Here is a 14,638-nt window from a genome sequence, read left to right as displayed (position 1 = left end):
CAAAAAAGCGGGGCTGTTCGGCTCCGCTTTTCATCTGTCTATTTTTGTCCGGCAGTTTTTCGCCGCCGCTTTTTGTCGAGGAGGAAGCAGACCGCAAGGACTCCGATTCCGCCGAGAATCATCAGGAAGCAGAGAATCTGCCCAGTCGAGATGTTCAAGAGCGAAGTGTTCTCGTAAATCTGCGCTCCGTCGACGCTGAACCGGTAGCCGATGTCCGCGTCAGGCTCGCGGAAATATTCGATGAAGAACCGCACTGTTCCGTATCCGATTGTGTAGAGACCGCCGATAAATCCGTCGAACGGCTTCTTCTTGTGGACGAGCCATATAATGCAGAACAGGAGAATTCCCTCGAAAAGGGCCTCGTAGAGCTGGCTCGGGTGGCGCGGGAGGTTTACAAGCCCGCCCGTCGCCTCCATTCCGATTTTTTCCATGAAGGCCGAAACCCATTCGATTTTTGAGGAGAACCGTTCCGCGCGGGGTACTCCGGGAAACACGATTCCCCACGGCATTGTCGTAATCCTTCCGTAAAGCTCTCCGTTCATGAAATTCCCGATGCGCCCGAACGTGTATCCGAGGGGAATCGCGGTGCACATCGCGTCAATCCATCTCATCGTCGGGCGTTTGTGCTTCCAGCACCAGAAAATCATGCCGAGAAGCCCGCCGATGAATCCCCCGTGGTAGCTCATTCCCGCAAGGCCCGTGAAATGCCCGTTCTTGAACGGCCAGAATATGAGCCACGGCTTTTTCAGGTAGTCGCCGGTCGTGTCGTATACGAGCGTCGAGAAGACGCGCGCGCCGATAAGCAGGAAGATGATTCCTGTCGCGATGAACGAGAAGATGTCGTCTTCCGTCGCCTTCGTTCCGTCCGAGTCGAGCGCGCCCTCCTTCATGACTTTTTTGAGGACGAGGAACGCCGTCGAGAACGCGAGTATGTACATGAGCCCGTACCAGCGGACAAGTCCGAGCACGGGAACGTTCGGGAAAATCTCCGGATGAATCCAAGAAGGGTAGTCGATATAGAGAGGCATCGCTTTTCTCTCCTGTCAGACCTTGAAGCCGAGCGCTGCCGCTTTGACAATCTTCGACTTCAGGAGCGTGTTTTCCCGTTTCAGGGTCGTAATCTCGTACTGTTGCTGCTTGACGACTTCCGCAAGCTCGTTCACGCTGAGCGCTCCCGTTCCCACGAGGTCCTCGACGAACGACATCTTCGAGGCAAAGTCGTCGTTCGCCTCTTCCGTTGCGATGTCGAACGAATCGTCCGCCGACTCAAGGTCGAACGCAATCGTCTCGCTCTGCATGATTTTTTCCGCAATCCTGAAAATCGCCTGCGACAGGACGGCGTTCGGTTTGTAGACGGAGACGGGAAGCCGTGACGAGAGAGCCTTGTCCTGCATCGTGTCGCGGTACATTATGCCGAGCGACTCGACCTCAAGCCCGAGGTACTGCTGGCACGAGCGGCGGATTTTCTGCGCCTTGTCCGCGTCCTTCGGCTCGTCAATCATGTTCATGATTAGGCGCGGGTGGAATTTCCGTATCCTGTTCTTGAATTTTTCCGCGGATTCCGGGTCGATTCCGGAAATCGTCTCTATCAGTTTCGGGATGTAGAGGCGCTGGAGGGACGCGGAATCGTTCTTGAGTTTGGCGAGGTATTCGTTCGCCTTCGTTCCCTTCTTGAATGTGGCGGCCATAAGGCGGAACACGGCGTTCTTCAGGAAGAGGTAGCCGTTGAGCGTCGCCGTTACGGTCGGGGCGGTCACGATTATTCCCTGCGGTGAAAGAAGGAAGAGGTCGAGTATCGTCAGGTGCGTTCCCGCGCCGAGGTCGAGGATGAGATAATCGGCGTCCACGTTCTGGAAATGCTTTATCAGTGAATTTTTCTGCGCGAATTTGAGCGATGACAAGCCCGGGATTTCGGAGTCGCCCGCGATGAAGCTGACGTTCTCGTACTCCGTTTTTTCTATTATGTCCTCGAATTTCGATTCTCCGGTGAGGAACGTCCCGATTCCCTTTTTTGGCGACATTTGACCGATGACCAGATGCAGGTTCGACGCGCCGAGATCGAGGTCGGCAAGCACGACTTTCTTTCCTGCCTTGCCGAGTGCGATTGCTAAGTTTGCGGACAGGAGGCTCTTTCCGACTCCGCCTTTTCCGCTTGCGACTGGAATTATTTGCATAGTGCCGTGATTATACCACAATCCCCGCCCTGTTGTCTTTTGATTCGTCGTCGGCTTCGCTCGGGAAGGGAACGGGCGCGGGCGATTTCAAAAAAGCCAATCCGTGCTATACTTTGCAGCCGAAATCGAAACAACTAATTATGGAGAAATGGAAATGGAAGAAATGCTTTTGGAGCGTTTCCTTCGCTATGTGAGGATTTGGTCCACGTCTGATTCAGAGAGCGCGGACGGCGGCGTGCAGCCGTCAACTGCCCGCCAGTTCGACTTTGCGAATCTGCTTGCGGACGAGATGAAGAAAATCGGGCTTTCCGATGTCGCTGTCACGGAGCATTGCTACGTCTACGGAAAACTTCCCGCCACGAGCGGGATGGAAGACGCCGAGCCGGTCGCGCTGCTCGCGCATATCGATACGGTTGAGGAAGTTTCCGGCGAGAACGTGAAGCCGATAGTCCACGCGTCTTTTTCCGGCGGGAAAATTGAGCTTCCCTCCGGCGTCGTCCTCGACCCTGCCTGCGACAGCGCGCTTTTTGAGGCGGGAAAGAACGGCGAGACCGTCATAACGTCGGACGGCAGCACGCTCCTCGGCGCGGACGACAAGGCGGGCGTCGCGGAAATAATGTGCGCGGTCGAGAAAGTTATTGCAGGCGGGCTTCCGCACGGCGTGATTGAGGTGATTTTCTCTCCGGACGAGGAGACGGGGCACGGGATGGACAACGTTCCGCTCGGGCTTATCGCCTCGAAAAAAGCGTATACGGTCGATGGCGGCCATATCGGCGAGCTTGAGACGGAATGCTTCAACGCGTACAAAAGCGACGTCACGTTCACGGGCCGCTCGATGCATACGGGAAGCGCCCGTCCCGGAATGGTGAACGCGCTGACGATGGCGTCCTCCTTCGTGACGAGCCTGCCGAGAAACGAGGCGCCCGAGACGACCGACGGAAAGATGGGATTCTTCGCCCCGATGTCGATTGAGGGCACGATTGAGAGCGCGCATGTCTGCGTTTTCCTCCGCGATTTTGAGAAAGACGGAATCGAGCGGCGAAAACGCGTCGTCGATGCTCTCGCGTCCGCGGCTGCGCTGTCGTTCGGGGGAAAGACCGAGGTCGTCCACACGTTCCAGTACGAGAACATGAGGGACAGGCTCGACAAGAATCCGGGCGTCGTCGATTCGCTTGTCGCCGCGTACAAAAAAGCCGGTGTCGAGCCGGTGTTCGTGCCGATTCGCGGCGGGACTGACGGTTCTCGTCTCACCGAGATGGGAATCCCGACTCCGAACATGTTCACGGGCGGTCATAATTATCATTCGCGCACGGAATGGGCGTCGCTCGAGCAGATGGAGAAAGCCGTCCTCGTTCTGGTGAACCTCGTCTCCGATGCGGAAAGGAAATAACTGATGCACAAATACAAAATTGAAGGCGGAATTCCGATAAGGGGAACCGTTGCGGCAAGCGGAAACAAGAATGCTGCCCTTCCGTGCATAGCGGCTACATTGCTGACAAAAGACGCCGTTATGCTCAGGAATATTCCGGAAATAGAGGATACGAACGTAATGTTCCACATCCTCCAGGCGCTCGGCGCGACGGTCACGAAGACGTCCGCCCACGAATGGCGCATTGAATCTGCCGAAATCAGCAACTCGTCGATTCCCCCGGAGCTCTCGAAAAAAATACGCGCGTCGATTCTCTTTGCGGGACCGCTCGTCGCCCGGACGGGAAAGGCTGTCCTTCCTCCTCCCGGCGGCGACGTCATCGGGCGGAGACGGGTGGACACTCACTTCCTCGCGCTCCAGGAGCTTGGCGTCAGGATTGAGATTGACGGAGCGTTCAACTTTACCACGAACAAGCTTGTGGGCGCCGACATCTTTCTCGACGAGACGAGCGTGACCGCGACAGAGAATGCCGTGATGACCGCCGTCCTCGCGGAGGGGCATACGACGATAACGAATGCGGCGAGCGAGCCTCACGTTCAGGACCTCTGCCGGATGCTCGTCTCGATGGGCGCGAAAATCGAGGGAATCGGAAGCAACATCCTTTCGATTGACGGCGTGCGGAATCTTCACGGAACGGAATTCGCGATAGGCCCAGACTTCATGGAAATCGGCTCGTACATAGGGCTTGCTGCGGCGACCCGCGGCTCGATTTCGATAACAGGCGTGAACGCGCGCGACATGAGGCCGCTCCGCGTCGCATTCGGGAAGCTGGGCATAAAATGGACGATAACCGAGGGAAGCGAACCGAATTCTGATGTCCTTTCCGTCGCCGTGAACCAGGAGATGAAGGTGAATCCCGACCTCGGCGGAATGATTCCGAAAATTGACGATTCGCCGTGGCCCGGGTTCCCGCCGGATTTGACTTCGATAATGACCGTCGTCGCGACGCAGGTTGACGGGACAGTTCTTATTTTCGAGAAAATGTTCGAGAGCAGGATGTTCTTCGTCGACAAGCTGATTTCGATGGGCGCGAAGATAACGCTCTGCGACCCGCACCGCGCCGTCGTTTCCGGCCCGAGCACCCTCCACGGGGACAATCTCGTGTCGCCGGACGTGCGCGCTGGAATGGCGATGGTCATCGCGGCGCTGTGCGCGCATGGGGAAAGCATGATATCGAACGTTTATCAGATTGAGCGCGGATACGAGAATCTCGTTGAAAAGCTCAAGTCGCTCGGCGCGCATATCGAGCGGATTGAAATAGACGACTGATTTTCCGGACACTGCGCCCGCAGAAGGATTGTTCCGAAGCGGGCGTCGTTCCTCATTTTTTGAATCCGAATCCGACGTCCGCGTGGAAACGGATTACCGATGCCCGTTCCTTATTGATTTGCTGACTTTTTTCACGAATGCGGCGGAGACAATCGCGAACACGGCGATAAGGCACGCGAGCGACATCGCGACGGACGCGTATCCCGCGAAGGCAATGAAGACGTAGTTCATCAGTTTCAGCGCGAATTTTATGAATTCGAGGCAGAAATAAAGGATGAACGTGCTTATCGGAAGAATGTATATCCACTTGAATTTGAAAATCTGGTTCTCGGCAAGCCGGTAGTTCCACGAGATGCAGGCGAGGAACACGAACAGAATGAGCAGCGTCAGCGGGTAGGTGATGCGGCGGAGAAGGCTCGCGCCGAAAACCTCGCTTGAGTAGCCGAACTGCCGCGCCATTCCGAAAACCCGCCACAGAGAGATAAGGCTCATCCTGTCGGAGCCGATGGAGCTGTCGCAGAGCAGGTTGAAATCATCCGACGAAAGCCCGAGGACGACGTAGTTCCATTCGTCCTTGTCGATTTCGCTTCCGTCTGCCATTTTGAATTCGGGAACGGAGCGTTTGTCGGAGAAGCGCGAGTCGATTCCGTTGAGCAGAATCTTCGGGACTGCGCACTGAATCTCGGGGAGCGAGAACCGCTCCTTCGTTTTCTTGTCGAAAGAGCCGGCGTCTTCGAACATCAGCTTCGCGTAGGGCGCATGGATGCTCATATTGAAAGAGCCGTCCGCGCCGAATTCGTATATGTAAAGCCCGCGCAGGTATTTTATGACGCTTCCCGCGTCCTTCACCGACGTTATGCCCTGGATGTAGACGACATCGACCGTCCCGTCTGCCTTCTTCAGCGAGAAATGCACGCCTGTTTGCGACTCGAACCGCTGGAGGTTCTCCATGTCGTCGATAAAAAAACGCTCCTTCTGAACTTCCTCCGAGGACAGCGCGAGGTATTTTATCACGTCAGGGTCGCGCGATGCGGCGGGCGAGCTGTTCGATATTGCGAGGAATTCGTAGTAGGCGCCGACATTGTCGCCGGAAACGAACATCGTGTACGCCTTGAGCTTCCGCCTGAAAAGGACGATTTCCGGCGTGTCGACGAACACATTCGGCGCGCGGAGCTCTTTCCAGGCTTTCTGAGCGAGCGATTCTGACTCGGCGATTACAGCGCTGTCGTCTCCCGCAATAGACTCCGCAAGGCGCGCGTTGTAGTGCGAGTCGAACCATTTTCCGTCACGCTCCGCGGCGCGCGCCTTTTCGAGAAGCGATTGGGGCGTTTCCTTTTTGTGCGCGAGGAACGGGATTTTGTCGGAAGCCGCGGCCGCCGTTCTCCTCTCCTTCTTCTTCTTCTCCCGCTGCGCTTCCGCCACCGAATCCTCGTTCGCGAGCGCAAGTTCCCTGAGCGACATCGCGTCCTCGCTCGACGGATTGAGCAGGAGCGCCTCGTTCGCGTATTTCGCGGATTCGAGCATCCGCCCGTCGGCATAGCATTTCCGGCTGAGCGTCATGAATTTGCTGAACGCCACCGGGGCTTCCTCTAGCGCCGCCTGTTTATTCTGGAGGAACGGGACGAACGCCTCCCCGACGGAAAAAAGGAGGAAGACGAACAGAATCGAGTTCAAAAGGAGATGCGAGAATGTCCTCATCGCGTCGTCGTGGATTTCCCTTCCGAACGAGACCGCGCAGCCGACAAGGAATCCGCTGCAGACGACCGCCGGAAACATCCCGAAGAAGAGCAGGGCGGCCTGCAGCGCAATGTATGCCCTGACGTCTCCGGGCAGAATCGTGGGGCGCGTCTGGAAGAACGCCACGACGGCAAACGCCACGAAGAATGAGAAAATGACATACGACAATACAATCAACAGAACTTTTTTCATGCTATTCCTGCTCCAATTCCTGTTTCTGCATACAAATCCGGTACAGCTTCATTGAGAAGCCGTAGACGACGAACAGCGCGAAAAGGACGATGTTCATCACGAGTGCGATTTTTCCGCCCGCGCCGGACGGGATTCCTGGAAGCTTTTCGAGAAGGACGATATAGTCGAGCAGAATCACCACGAGCGCCGTGAAAATAACGACAATCGAATTCACGAGATTCCACATGCTGAAAAACTGCAGCCCGTATATCGAAAGCAGGACGAACCCGAGCGACGCAAACGAAAGCCATTCCATCTTTCCGCCGGCCCATTTTTCTTTTGCGACGTCCATGAGCGAGCGGTATATTCCGAGCGGCACCGAGACAATTTTCGGCGGCTCGACGGCATCGCGGATGAGGACGTCGGAATACGGGTATGCCGAAACCTGGTACGTGTTCTTGTCCTGAAAAAGCGATACGATGTCGTCGCTCTTTTTCTCGTCGATGAATATTCCGTCGGCGTTTCCGTTCTCGCGCACCTTCGAATAATAGAAAATGCCCCGGTTTCCCCGCCTGAAGTAGCCCGCCGAAAGCTGCTTCTGCTCGATGCGCGTGTCGGTGTAGATTCCGTTCCCCGCCGAGAAGCTTATGAGCTTCGGGAACGCGAGACACCACGTTGCGCATCCGATGAGGATGTATACGACCAGCGCGTGGATGGGGCTTTCCGGATGCCGTATGACGTAGAGTATGAGCATGAGCTGGGCGACCGTGCATATTCCCGGTATCGAGAACGACATTCCCTTTATGAACAGGTTGAATGACGAAATCTCAAGCTCGCTTCCCGCGACAAAGAAATTCAGCTCCCCGCAGACCATAAAAAAGAATCCGCAGAACGCAACGCCGCAGACACACATCAGAATGTAAGCAATTATGAGTTTCAGTGCCGTCTTCATAAGAACCCCAGATGTAAATCGTTTTTACGATACCGTGAACCTGGCTCGGCGAGTTTTCCGCCGCTCAGGCAGGCGCGCCCGGAATCGCCGTGACGGGCATTTTCGGGCATCGCATTTTATTGAAATTTTCGGTGAATTTTCCCGCAAATTCAAGGCGAACTCATGTCCCGGCGGGCATGAAAAAAGCCGGCGCGATGCCGGCTTTCTCGTGCGTTTTTATGTCCCCGTCTCAGCCGAGGAAAACCTGTCCCTGCGGGTTGATGGCAAGAATGGATTTGCATTCCGAGCAGCGGAACCTTCCGCTTTTTGTCGCCTTGAGCCGCTTCGAGCAGACGGGGCAGCTGAAAATCTTCGGGAAAATCGAGTCCGCGACAGGAGCGCCCTGCTTGAAGAACATCGAAGCTTCCTGCATTGAATCCTTGATGTTGAAGAACTGGGAGAATCCGAGGAGCTGGAAGACCTCGTACACTTTCGGCTGGATTTCAAGAAGGACGATGTCTCCGCCTTTCGGTTTTATCATCTTGAGAAACGCAGTGAATGAACCGATTCCCGTCGATGATACATAGTTCAGCGATGCGCAGTTGAACACGAGGTTTATGAAACCCGCTTCGACAACTTTCTGTATCCTCTTCTGGAAGAAGCTTGAATTGTAGGTGTCGATGTACCCATTGAGATAGATTATGAGTCCGTTCTCGACATCGTTCAATTTCTCAAGGTTGATTTTTAGGCTGTCGTCGCGTTCGTCGTTGAAACCTGGAACCAAATTATTGTTGTTACCCATAATATTCTATATCTCCTGCGAAACTTAATTTTTCTTAAAGTATGCCGTTGAAATAATACTACAATTTTCAGAAATCTGTCTAGCAAAATAAAAAATGCCCGAAAAAGTTGCCTTTTGCTAGAAAGCCGGGGACCAGCCCCTGTCAAGGCGCAGTAGAACGCCGTTCGCGTCGGGGTTTTTGAGGAGGAACAGCGCGGCGTCCGCGACGGAATCCGCGGAAATCTGCCTTCCCAACGGCATTTTTGCGTCGAGGACCGCGTCGATTTTTTCCGTGTACTGCGTTTTCGTGAATCCCGGAAGAATCGCGTTGCACGTTATTCCGAATCGCGCGTATGATGCCGCCGTCGATTCGACAATCGTCCCGACGCCCGTCTTCGCGCCCGCATAGGCCGCGTTCGTGAAGAATTCCGTCCGGTGCGCCGTTCCCGTCCCGCCGAAAAGAAGTATCCGTCCGAATTTCCGCGCGACCATTTTGGGGAGGGCGGCGGAAAGAAGTATGCCGGGAAGCGCGTAGTCGTGCAGCGCGGCTTTTATCCAGTCGCCCGCATCCATCTCGTCGAGCTTTTTCTGAAGGAACGGACCGTAGCAGACGACGAGAATGTCCGATTCCGCCGCTTTCCGTGCGATTTCCGAGGAGCCGATTCCGCAGAATCCCGTCCCGAAATCCTGGACGAGCGTCTCGATTTCCGTCCTGCCGCCGCTTTTTTCCCGGAGAGCGCGCGCGAATTCATCGAACGCCGGAGAGCCGTGGCCGCCGTGGACGACAAGCCTTCCGCATTCGCCGGCAAGGTGTTCCGATATGCTCTTTCCGATTCCGCCGCTTCCGCCGACGACGAGCGCGGTCATTTTGCTGAGAGAATCCATCATGTTCCGTCCTTTCTAAAAATCGTTCTTTTCATTAAATTGGAAAGCATGGATTTGAACAACATCGTAATCGTCCTTGCGCGCCCGGACGAGTCAAGGAATGTCGGCGCCGTGTGCAGGGCTATGGCGAACTGCGGCCTTTCCCGCCTCCGCATAGTGGGGAAAAGGGAATCGTTTGACGACGAGCGCGTCCGCATTCTTGCGATACACGCCGGACAGCTGTGGGAGCGCGCGGAATTTTTCGATTCGATAACGGAAGCGACGGCGGATTGCGTTGTCGCCGCCGGAACGACGAGAAGGCGCGGAAAAAAACGTGGAAAGCTCCTTCTTCCTGAAGAATTCGCCCGCTTCGCGTCCGGCGTTTCCGACGGGGGAACTGTCGCCGTCGTGTTCGGGAACGAGCGGACGGGGCTTACCGAGGAGGAGATTGACGAATGCACGATGGGCGTTACGATTCCGTCTGACGAGGGATTCCCGTCGCTCAACCTTTCCCATGCGGTGCAGATTGTCTCGTACCAGATTTTCCGCGAGTCGTCCCAGCATTCAAGCGGAAGCGTTCCCGTGACGCTCGGAAGGCTTTCGTCTGCCGTCGGAAAAATTGCCGACGACCTCGCGCGCGTGGGGTTCTTCAAACTTGCCGGACGGGGCGACATGGAGAAATTCTGGCGCGACATCCTTTCGAGGGCGGCGCTGAGCGAGGGCGAGACCGCGTTCATCGAGCGGACGTTCGACAAGATTGCGGGGCTTGCGTCGAAAAACGGAGCCGTTCCCGCGGAAAATCAGTAAATCTCGATGTGCTGCGGAAGAATCTCGCCGGTTCCTCCGCAGTTGAGGATTGCGCGGTTGAGCGTGTTCTGCATCTGCCGTATGTTTCCGGGCCAGTCCGACTCTCGCAGGACGTCGCAAGCAGAAGGGGACAGCGAGACGCCGCTTCCCACCGAGCGCAGATAGACTTCCGCGAGCATCTGTATATCCTCGCGCCGTTCCCTGAGCGGGGGAACTTCGATGACGATGTTCGCTATCCGGTAGAAAAGGTCAAGCCTGAATTCCTTCGCCGCGATTTTCGATTTGAGGTCGGCGTTCGTTGCGAAAATGAGCCGCGCATCCGATTTCGTGCTTTCCGTCGAGCCGACCCGGCGGAATTCCCCGCGCTCGATTACGTCAAGAAGCGTTCCCTGCATTCTGAGGCTCACGTCCCCGATTTCGTCGAGGAAAAGCGTTCCGCCCGATGCCGCGCTGAATATACCCTCGCGCTCGCGGACTTCCGTGAACGTTCCCGCCTCGACGCCGAAAAGCTCGCTCTCGCAGGCGGAATCGATGACGGACGCCATGTTCACGCCGAAAAACGGCATCCCGCACCTGGGCGATATTTCGTGTATCCGTTCCGCAATGAACGATTTTCCGCTTCCGCTCTCGCCGAGGATGAGGACGGGAAGATTCGTCGTGGCGGCGAGCTCGACTTTCCGCCGTATCGTTTCCATTATTTTCGAGGTGCCGACGATTCCGAGCCGTCCATCGAGGCATTTTTTCGGGACGTTCTCGCCGATGATGCATGTCCGCGACGATGGCGCGCCGAATCCCCCGAAGAGAAACGGCTTTCCCGCTTTGAGGAATTCGTCCCTGTCCTTGCCGAACGCAAGCGACTTTCCGACGAAAAAAGTCCCGTCGTTTATCCCCTCAAGCTGGTGCAGGTCGCTGCATACAAAAATCGAATAATCGGAGGAGAACAAGTTGTGGAACGCAACGATTTCCTCTGAATCCCTTGAAAAAAGGTACAGAATCCCCGACATCGCTCTATTGCCGTTATTCCAGCTCGAGGTCCTCGGCGTCGTCTGTTTTTTGTGCGGCGAGCGGGGACGGCGTTTCTTCCGCCTTTTGTTCCGGCTCTTTCTGCTCCGTGATGATGTCGCCGACCGCCTTCTTCGGCTTCTTGAAGAACCTGCTCCAAAGAAGAAGCAGGACGTAGAGAGAGAACGGGAAGATGAGGAAAATCTTGAACGGGTTGTGGGCGATTTCGCTCCAGATTTCGTGCCCGCGCTCGAACGTCTTCTCGCTCACGCGCCTGATTCGCTTGGAGAAAATGCCGAGGCAGTCGTTGTAATAGAGGAATATGCTCGAGGCGAATTTGTCGCGCCTGTGGAACGCCCAAAGGTTCTTCTCCTTTATTCCCTCGCTTATAATCGCGAGCGACGGCGACGCCTTGTGGATTGCCGTTATGACGTCGGCCTCGCAGTCCTTCGGGAAATAGCCGACGTAACGCCCGACAATCCGTATGTTCGGGAACGTCTCGTGCACGTTCCGCTCCGCCTGCTGGAGCGTCTTCTTGCGTCCGCCGAGGAGGAAAATCGATTTGTAGTGCTGGTCTACTGCCGAGAGGAAGAGAATCGTCGCGTCGAACGGGTTGTAGCGCACCGGAATGTCTTCGTAGCGCAGGAATTTCGCGCCGCTTATGATGCTTTTCGATATCGGGAGGATGAGGTCGGCGTTCTTCAGGCATTCGCAGAAATCCTTCTTCTTGTTGCGCGCCCTGAGCAAATCCCAGACCGACAGGAAAACGATTTGCTTCGTTCCCGGCTTTTCGAGAATCCTGATGATTTCGCCGTCAAGCTCGTTCAGACGACAGACATCGACCGGAACCCCGAGCAGTTCTATCCTTTTTAAAGCCATATCTACATTCCTTCTATCAAATTTTGCATCACGGCGATTCCGTAAATGGCGGCCGTCTCGCATCTCAATATGTTCGTCCTGAAATGCACGGGAATGACGCCTTCGTTTCGGAGCGCATCAATCTCGCGCGGGCTTATTCCGCCTTCCGCGCCGACGAAAAGGGCAGCTTTCCCGACATCCTTTCCCGCGACGGCATCAGCCATCGGGACGGTGAATTCGCTTCTCTCGTACATGACGAACGCGACGGAACCATCACCGCGCATTTCCCTCCACATCGATATGGCGCCGTCGAACGAGACGCATTTCTCGACGACGGTCTCAACGGCTGAACCGCTCTGTTGCCTCGCCTCCTTGAGAATCCGCGAGAAACGCTCGCCCTTGAAGTCCATCCGCTCGGCGCCTTTCTGCGAGAATTCCGAGGCGACGGGAACGATTCTCGCAACGCCGCATTCGCACGCCTGCCTGACGATTTGCTCGAATTTCGACGGCTTCGGGACGAACATGAAAAGCGTGATTTCCTTGAGCCGCTCCGCCGGGATGTTCTCCCCGTTCGCGCAGTCCGCCCCATCCCCGATTGTCGAGCATACGGAGAGCGTGATTTTCCGCGCGTCGTCGTCGATTCCCGCGACGGTCGTCGCAAGAAGGGCCCCGGACGGCGTCCTCACGGAGAGCATGTCTCCGGCTTTCAGGCGCAGTACCGAGCGCAGGTAGCGGAAATCCTTCCCGCGGACGCGAATCATCCCGTTTTCCGGCTCCTCTGCTGAAACGAACTGCCTCATTTCTTGTCTTTTTTTCCTTCCGGCTCTTTTTTCTCCTCAAGCAGCGCGGAATCCTGAAGCTCCTTGAGCGTCTTTGCGTTCTTGACGAGCGAGCTGAAATCTTCCTTGTCGAGTATTTTTATCGCCTCGATGAGCTGGATGTCGTAGTCGAGGTCGTAGAGCATCGAGCCTTTCGATTTCCGCACCTCGTTTCGGATCATTTTCCGCAATGTCGGCTCGTCGATTTCCGGATAAGACTTCTTGAGCGATTTCGAGAACGATTTTATTTGCTTCTCTTCGTTTTTCTCGAACGATTTCCTCTTCGATTCCACATATTTCGAAATCTCGCCGGATTTGTAAAGCTCCGCGTACTGCTTCGCGCCTTCCTCGGAAAGTTCGGGGAAAAGAATTTCCCTGTCCGGCGGAATGCCGATTTTGTCGATGCAGACGTCGCTCGGCGTGTAGTAGCGCGCGACCGTGTACTTGAATCCCTCCGTCTTCGAAAGCTGCCAGACCTGCTGCACGAGCCCCTTGCCGTACGTCCGCTGCCCGACGAGATACGCGAGGTGGTTGTCCTTGAGCGCGCCCGAGAGAATTTCCGAAGCCGAAGCCGAGCCTTTGTTTATGAGGACGACAATCGGGATGCCTGCCTTGAAAGTCGTCTTCGCTTTTGATGCGGAGTAGACGTTGTTCTCGCTTTTGACGCGCCCCTTCGTCGAGACAATCGGGCCTTCATCTATGAATTTGTCCGCGACGGCGTGCACGCTCGATATGAGCCCGCCGGGATTGTTCCGCAAGTCGATTATGATTCCCTTCGTCTTTCCGTAATCGAAGGAATCGAGCGCCTCCTGGACTTTCGTTGCGGTGAGCGGGGTGAATTCGATGAGGCGCATATACCCGATTTCCGTTTTCGAGTCGAGCGGAATCGTCCCGAATTTGACGGTCGGAACCTCAATCTCCGCCCTCGTCAGCACGATATCGAAATCGGCGCCGCCGCGTCGTATTCCGACCGTTACGTTCTCGCCGATTGTCCCGCGGAGTTTGTCGAGGACATCGTCCATAGTTATCGTGGACGTGTCCGTTCCGTCGACGGTGACAATCAGGTCGCCCGGCTGGATTCCCGCCTTGAAGCCCGGCGTGTCTTCAATCGGCGCGACAACTTCGACGTATGCCGGCTTCTCGTCCGTCGATTCGAACGCCTTCGAAATCGAAAGCCCGACGCCGCCGAACGTTCCTTCCGTCGTGTCGTTCAGCCCGCGCATTGCCGTCGTGTCGAGGTACGCCGTGTAGACGTCCCCCGCCGCGTCGAGGAGCCCCTTCATCGCGCCCTTGTAAATCTGCTCCATGTCGAGGTCATCGACGTAGCACTGATTGAGGACCTCCATCGCGTAATAGATATTGTTGATATATTCGCTTATCTGCTTTTTTGATGCGACTCCCTTCTTCTGCTCCTGCTCGTCGCCCGACTGCGCGAAGCACTGCGACGGAAACGATGTGAACGTGGAAAGACAGAAGAATCCGAGCAGCGTGCACAAACCCTTCCGCAGTTGAATAGCTTTTTTCATAGGCGTTCATTCTACGTTTCTCCGCCGTTTTTTTCAACTTGCGCCTGCGCTTGCGGGGCTTTTGGCGTTCTGAGTTCGGCTTCATCGGAGCAAGCGTGCGCCGGTGCGCGTTGGCGCACCTTCCGTGCCCGGAGGGCGGTTTTTTAGCCCGCTCCCGCCAAACACGACAAAAGCACGAAAAAACACGCGCCCTCCCACCATGGCGCACCTCCCGCAAAGGGAAGGCTGCGAACGCACGCTCCATTCAACAAAGCTGAACGCTCATAAAACT

13 protein-coding genes are annotated in these 14,638 nt (G+C 55.9%); 3 read left to right on the top strand and 10 right to left on the bottom strand.

The annotated features are described in order from the left end of the window. Positions 1-38: 38 nt before the first annotated feature. On the bottom strand, positions 39-1,028 hold the full coding sequence (gene lgt / locus TRESADRAFT_RS11845) for a prolipoprotein diacylglyceryl transferase (protein WP_002705969.1): 990 nt from the start codon (positions 1,026-1,028) through the stop codon (positions 39-41). A gap of 15 nt (positions 1,029-1,043) precedes the next feature. Beyond that, entirely contained in the window at positions 1,044-2,174 is a 1,131-nt protein-coding gene (locus tag TRESADRAFT_RS11840) for a nucleotide-binding protein (RefSeq protein ID WP_002705967.1), read from the bottom strand. Positions 2,175-2,328: 154 nt separating this feature from the next. On the opposite strand from TRESADRAFT_RS11840, the gene pepT reads away from it, so the two are divergent. Together pepT and murA are read left to right on the top strand one after the other, a co-directional pair. After that, positions 2,329-3,564 carry a peptidase T gene (gene pepT, locus TRESADRAFT_RS11835; RefSeq protein WP_002705966.1) on the top strand — a complete coding sequence of 412 codons (1,236 nt, stop codon included), beginning with the start codon at positions 2,329-2,331 and terminating at the stop codon, positions 3,562-3,564. Between the two features lie 3 nt (positions 3,565-3,567). Further along, the gene (gene murA / locus TRESADRAFT_RS11830; RefSeq protein ID WP_002705965.1) at positions 3,568-4,872 is read left to right on the top strand and encodes a UDP-N-acetylglucosamine 1-carboxyvinyltransferase; all 1,305 of its coding nucleotides are present in this window, start codon (positions 3,568-3,570) and stop codon (positions 4,870-4,872) included. Positions 4,873-4,965: 93 nt separating this feature from the next. Here the strand turns inward: murA and TRESADRAFT_RS11825 are convergent, their stop codons facing one another. The 4 genes from TRESADRAFT_RS11825 to TRESADRAFT_RS11810 form a co-directional block, all read right to left on the bottom strand. After that, complete coding sequence (locus TRESADRAFT_RS11825; protein WP_002705964.1) at positions 4,966-6,801, bottom strand: LptF/LptG permease family protein; 1,836 nt, start codon at positions 6,799-6,801, stop codon at positions 4,966-4,968. Position 6,802: 1 nt separating this feature from the next. Then, the gene (locus TRESADRAFT_RS11820; RefSeq protein WP_002705963.1) at positions 6,803-7,732 is read right to left on the bottom strand and encodes a hypothetical protein; all 930 of its coding nucleotides are present in this window, start codon (positions 7,730-7,732) and stop codon (positions 6,803-6,805) included. A gap of 229 nt (positions 7,733-7,961) precedes the next feature. Beyond that, a complete protein-coding gene (locus tag TRESADRAFT_RS11815) occupies positions 7,962-8,513 on the bottom strand; it encodes an STAS domain-containing protein (RefSeq protein WP_002705962.1) in 552 nt (183 codons plus the stop codon). A gap of 117 nt (positions 8,514-8,630) precedes the next feature. Beyond that, entirely contained in the window at positions 8,631-9,380 is a 750-nt protein-coding gene (locus tag TRESADRAFT_RS11810) for an SDR family NAD(P)-dependent oxidoreductase (RefSeq protein ID WP_002705960.1), read from the bottom strand. Positions 9,381-9,425: 45 nt separating this feature from the next. On the opposite strand from TRESADRAFT_RS11810, the gene TRESADRAFT_RS11805 reads away from it, so the two are divergent. Next, positions 9,426-10,163, top strand: a complete 738-nt coding sequence (locus TRESADRAFT_RS11805) for an RNA methyltransferase (RefSeq protein WP_002705959.1) — start codon at positions 9,426-9,428, stop codon at positions 10,161-10,163. On the opposite strand, the gene TRESADRAFT_RS11800 is transcribed toward TRESADRAFT_RS11805, so the two are convergent. The 4 genes from TRESADRAFT_RS11800 to TRESADRAFT_RS11785 are packed head-to-tail and all read right to left on the bottom strand — an operon-like array spanning position 10,157 to position 14,367. After that, positions 10,157-11,167 carry a sigma 54-interacting transcriptional regulator gene (locus TRESADRAFT_RS11800; RefSeq protein ID WP_002705958.1) on the bottom strand — a complete coding sequence of 337 codons (1,011 nt, stop codon included), beginning with the start codon at positions 11,165-11,167 and terminating at the stop codon, positions 10,157-10,159. The genes TRESADRAFT_RS11805 and TRESADRAFT_RS11800 overlap by 7 nt on opposite strands. Before the next feature lie 13 nt (positions 11,168-11,180). After that, positions 11,181-12,044 (bottom strand): WecB/TagA/CpsF family glycosyltransferase, encoded by an 864-nt coding sequence (locus TRESADRAFT_RS11795; protein ID WP_002705957.1) that lies wholly within the window; start codon positions 12,042-12,044, stop codon positions 11,181-11,183. A gap of 2 nt (positions 12,045-12,046) precedes the next feature. Continuing rightward, positions 12,047-12,823: an RsmE family RNA methyltransferase gene (locus TRESADRAFT_RS11790; protein ID WP_002705956.1), complete on the bottom strand. Its 777-nt coding sequence runs from the start codon at positions 12,821-12,823 to the stop codon at positions 12,047-12,049. Further along, a complete protein-coding gene (locus TRESADRAFT_RS11785; protein WP_245534355.1) occupies positions 12,820-14,367 on the bottom strand; it encodes a S41 family peptidase in 1,548 nt (515 codons plus the stop codon). The genes TRESADRAFT_RS11790 and TRESADRAFT_RS11785 overlap by 4 nt, the downstream gene beginning before the upstream one ends. Positions 14,368-14,638 lie beyond the last annotated feature (271 nt).

Origin of the sequence: Treponema saccharophilum DSM 2985 (genome assembly GCF_000255555.1) — a bacterium.
GTDB lineage: Bacteria > Spirochaetota > Spirochaetia > Treponematales > Treponemataceae > Treponema_D > Treponema_D saccharophilum.
The sequence above is the reverse complement of the archived record's forward strand: the minus strand, read 5'-3'. Positions and strand labels throughout refer to the sequence as shown.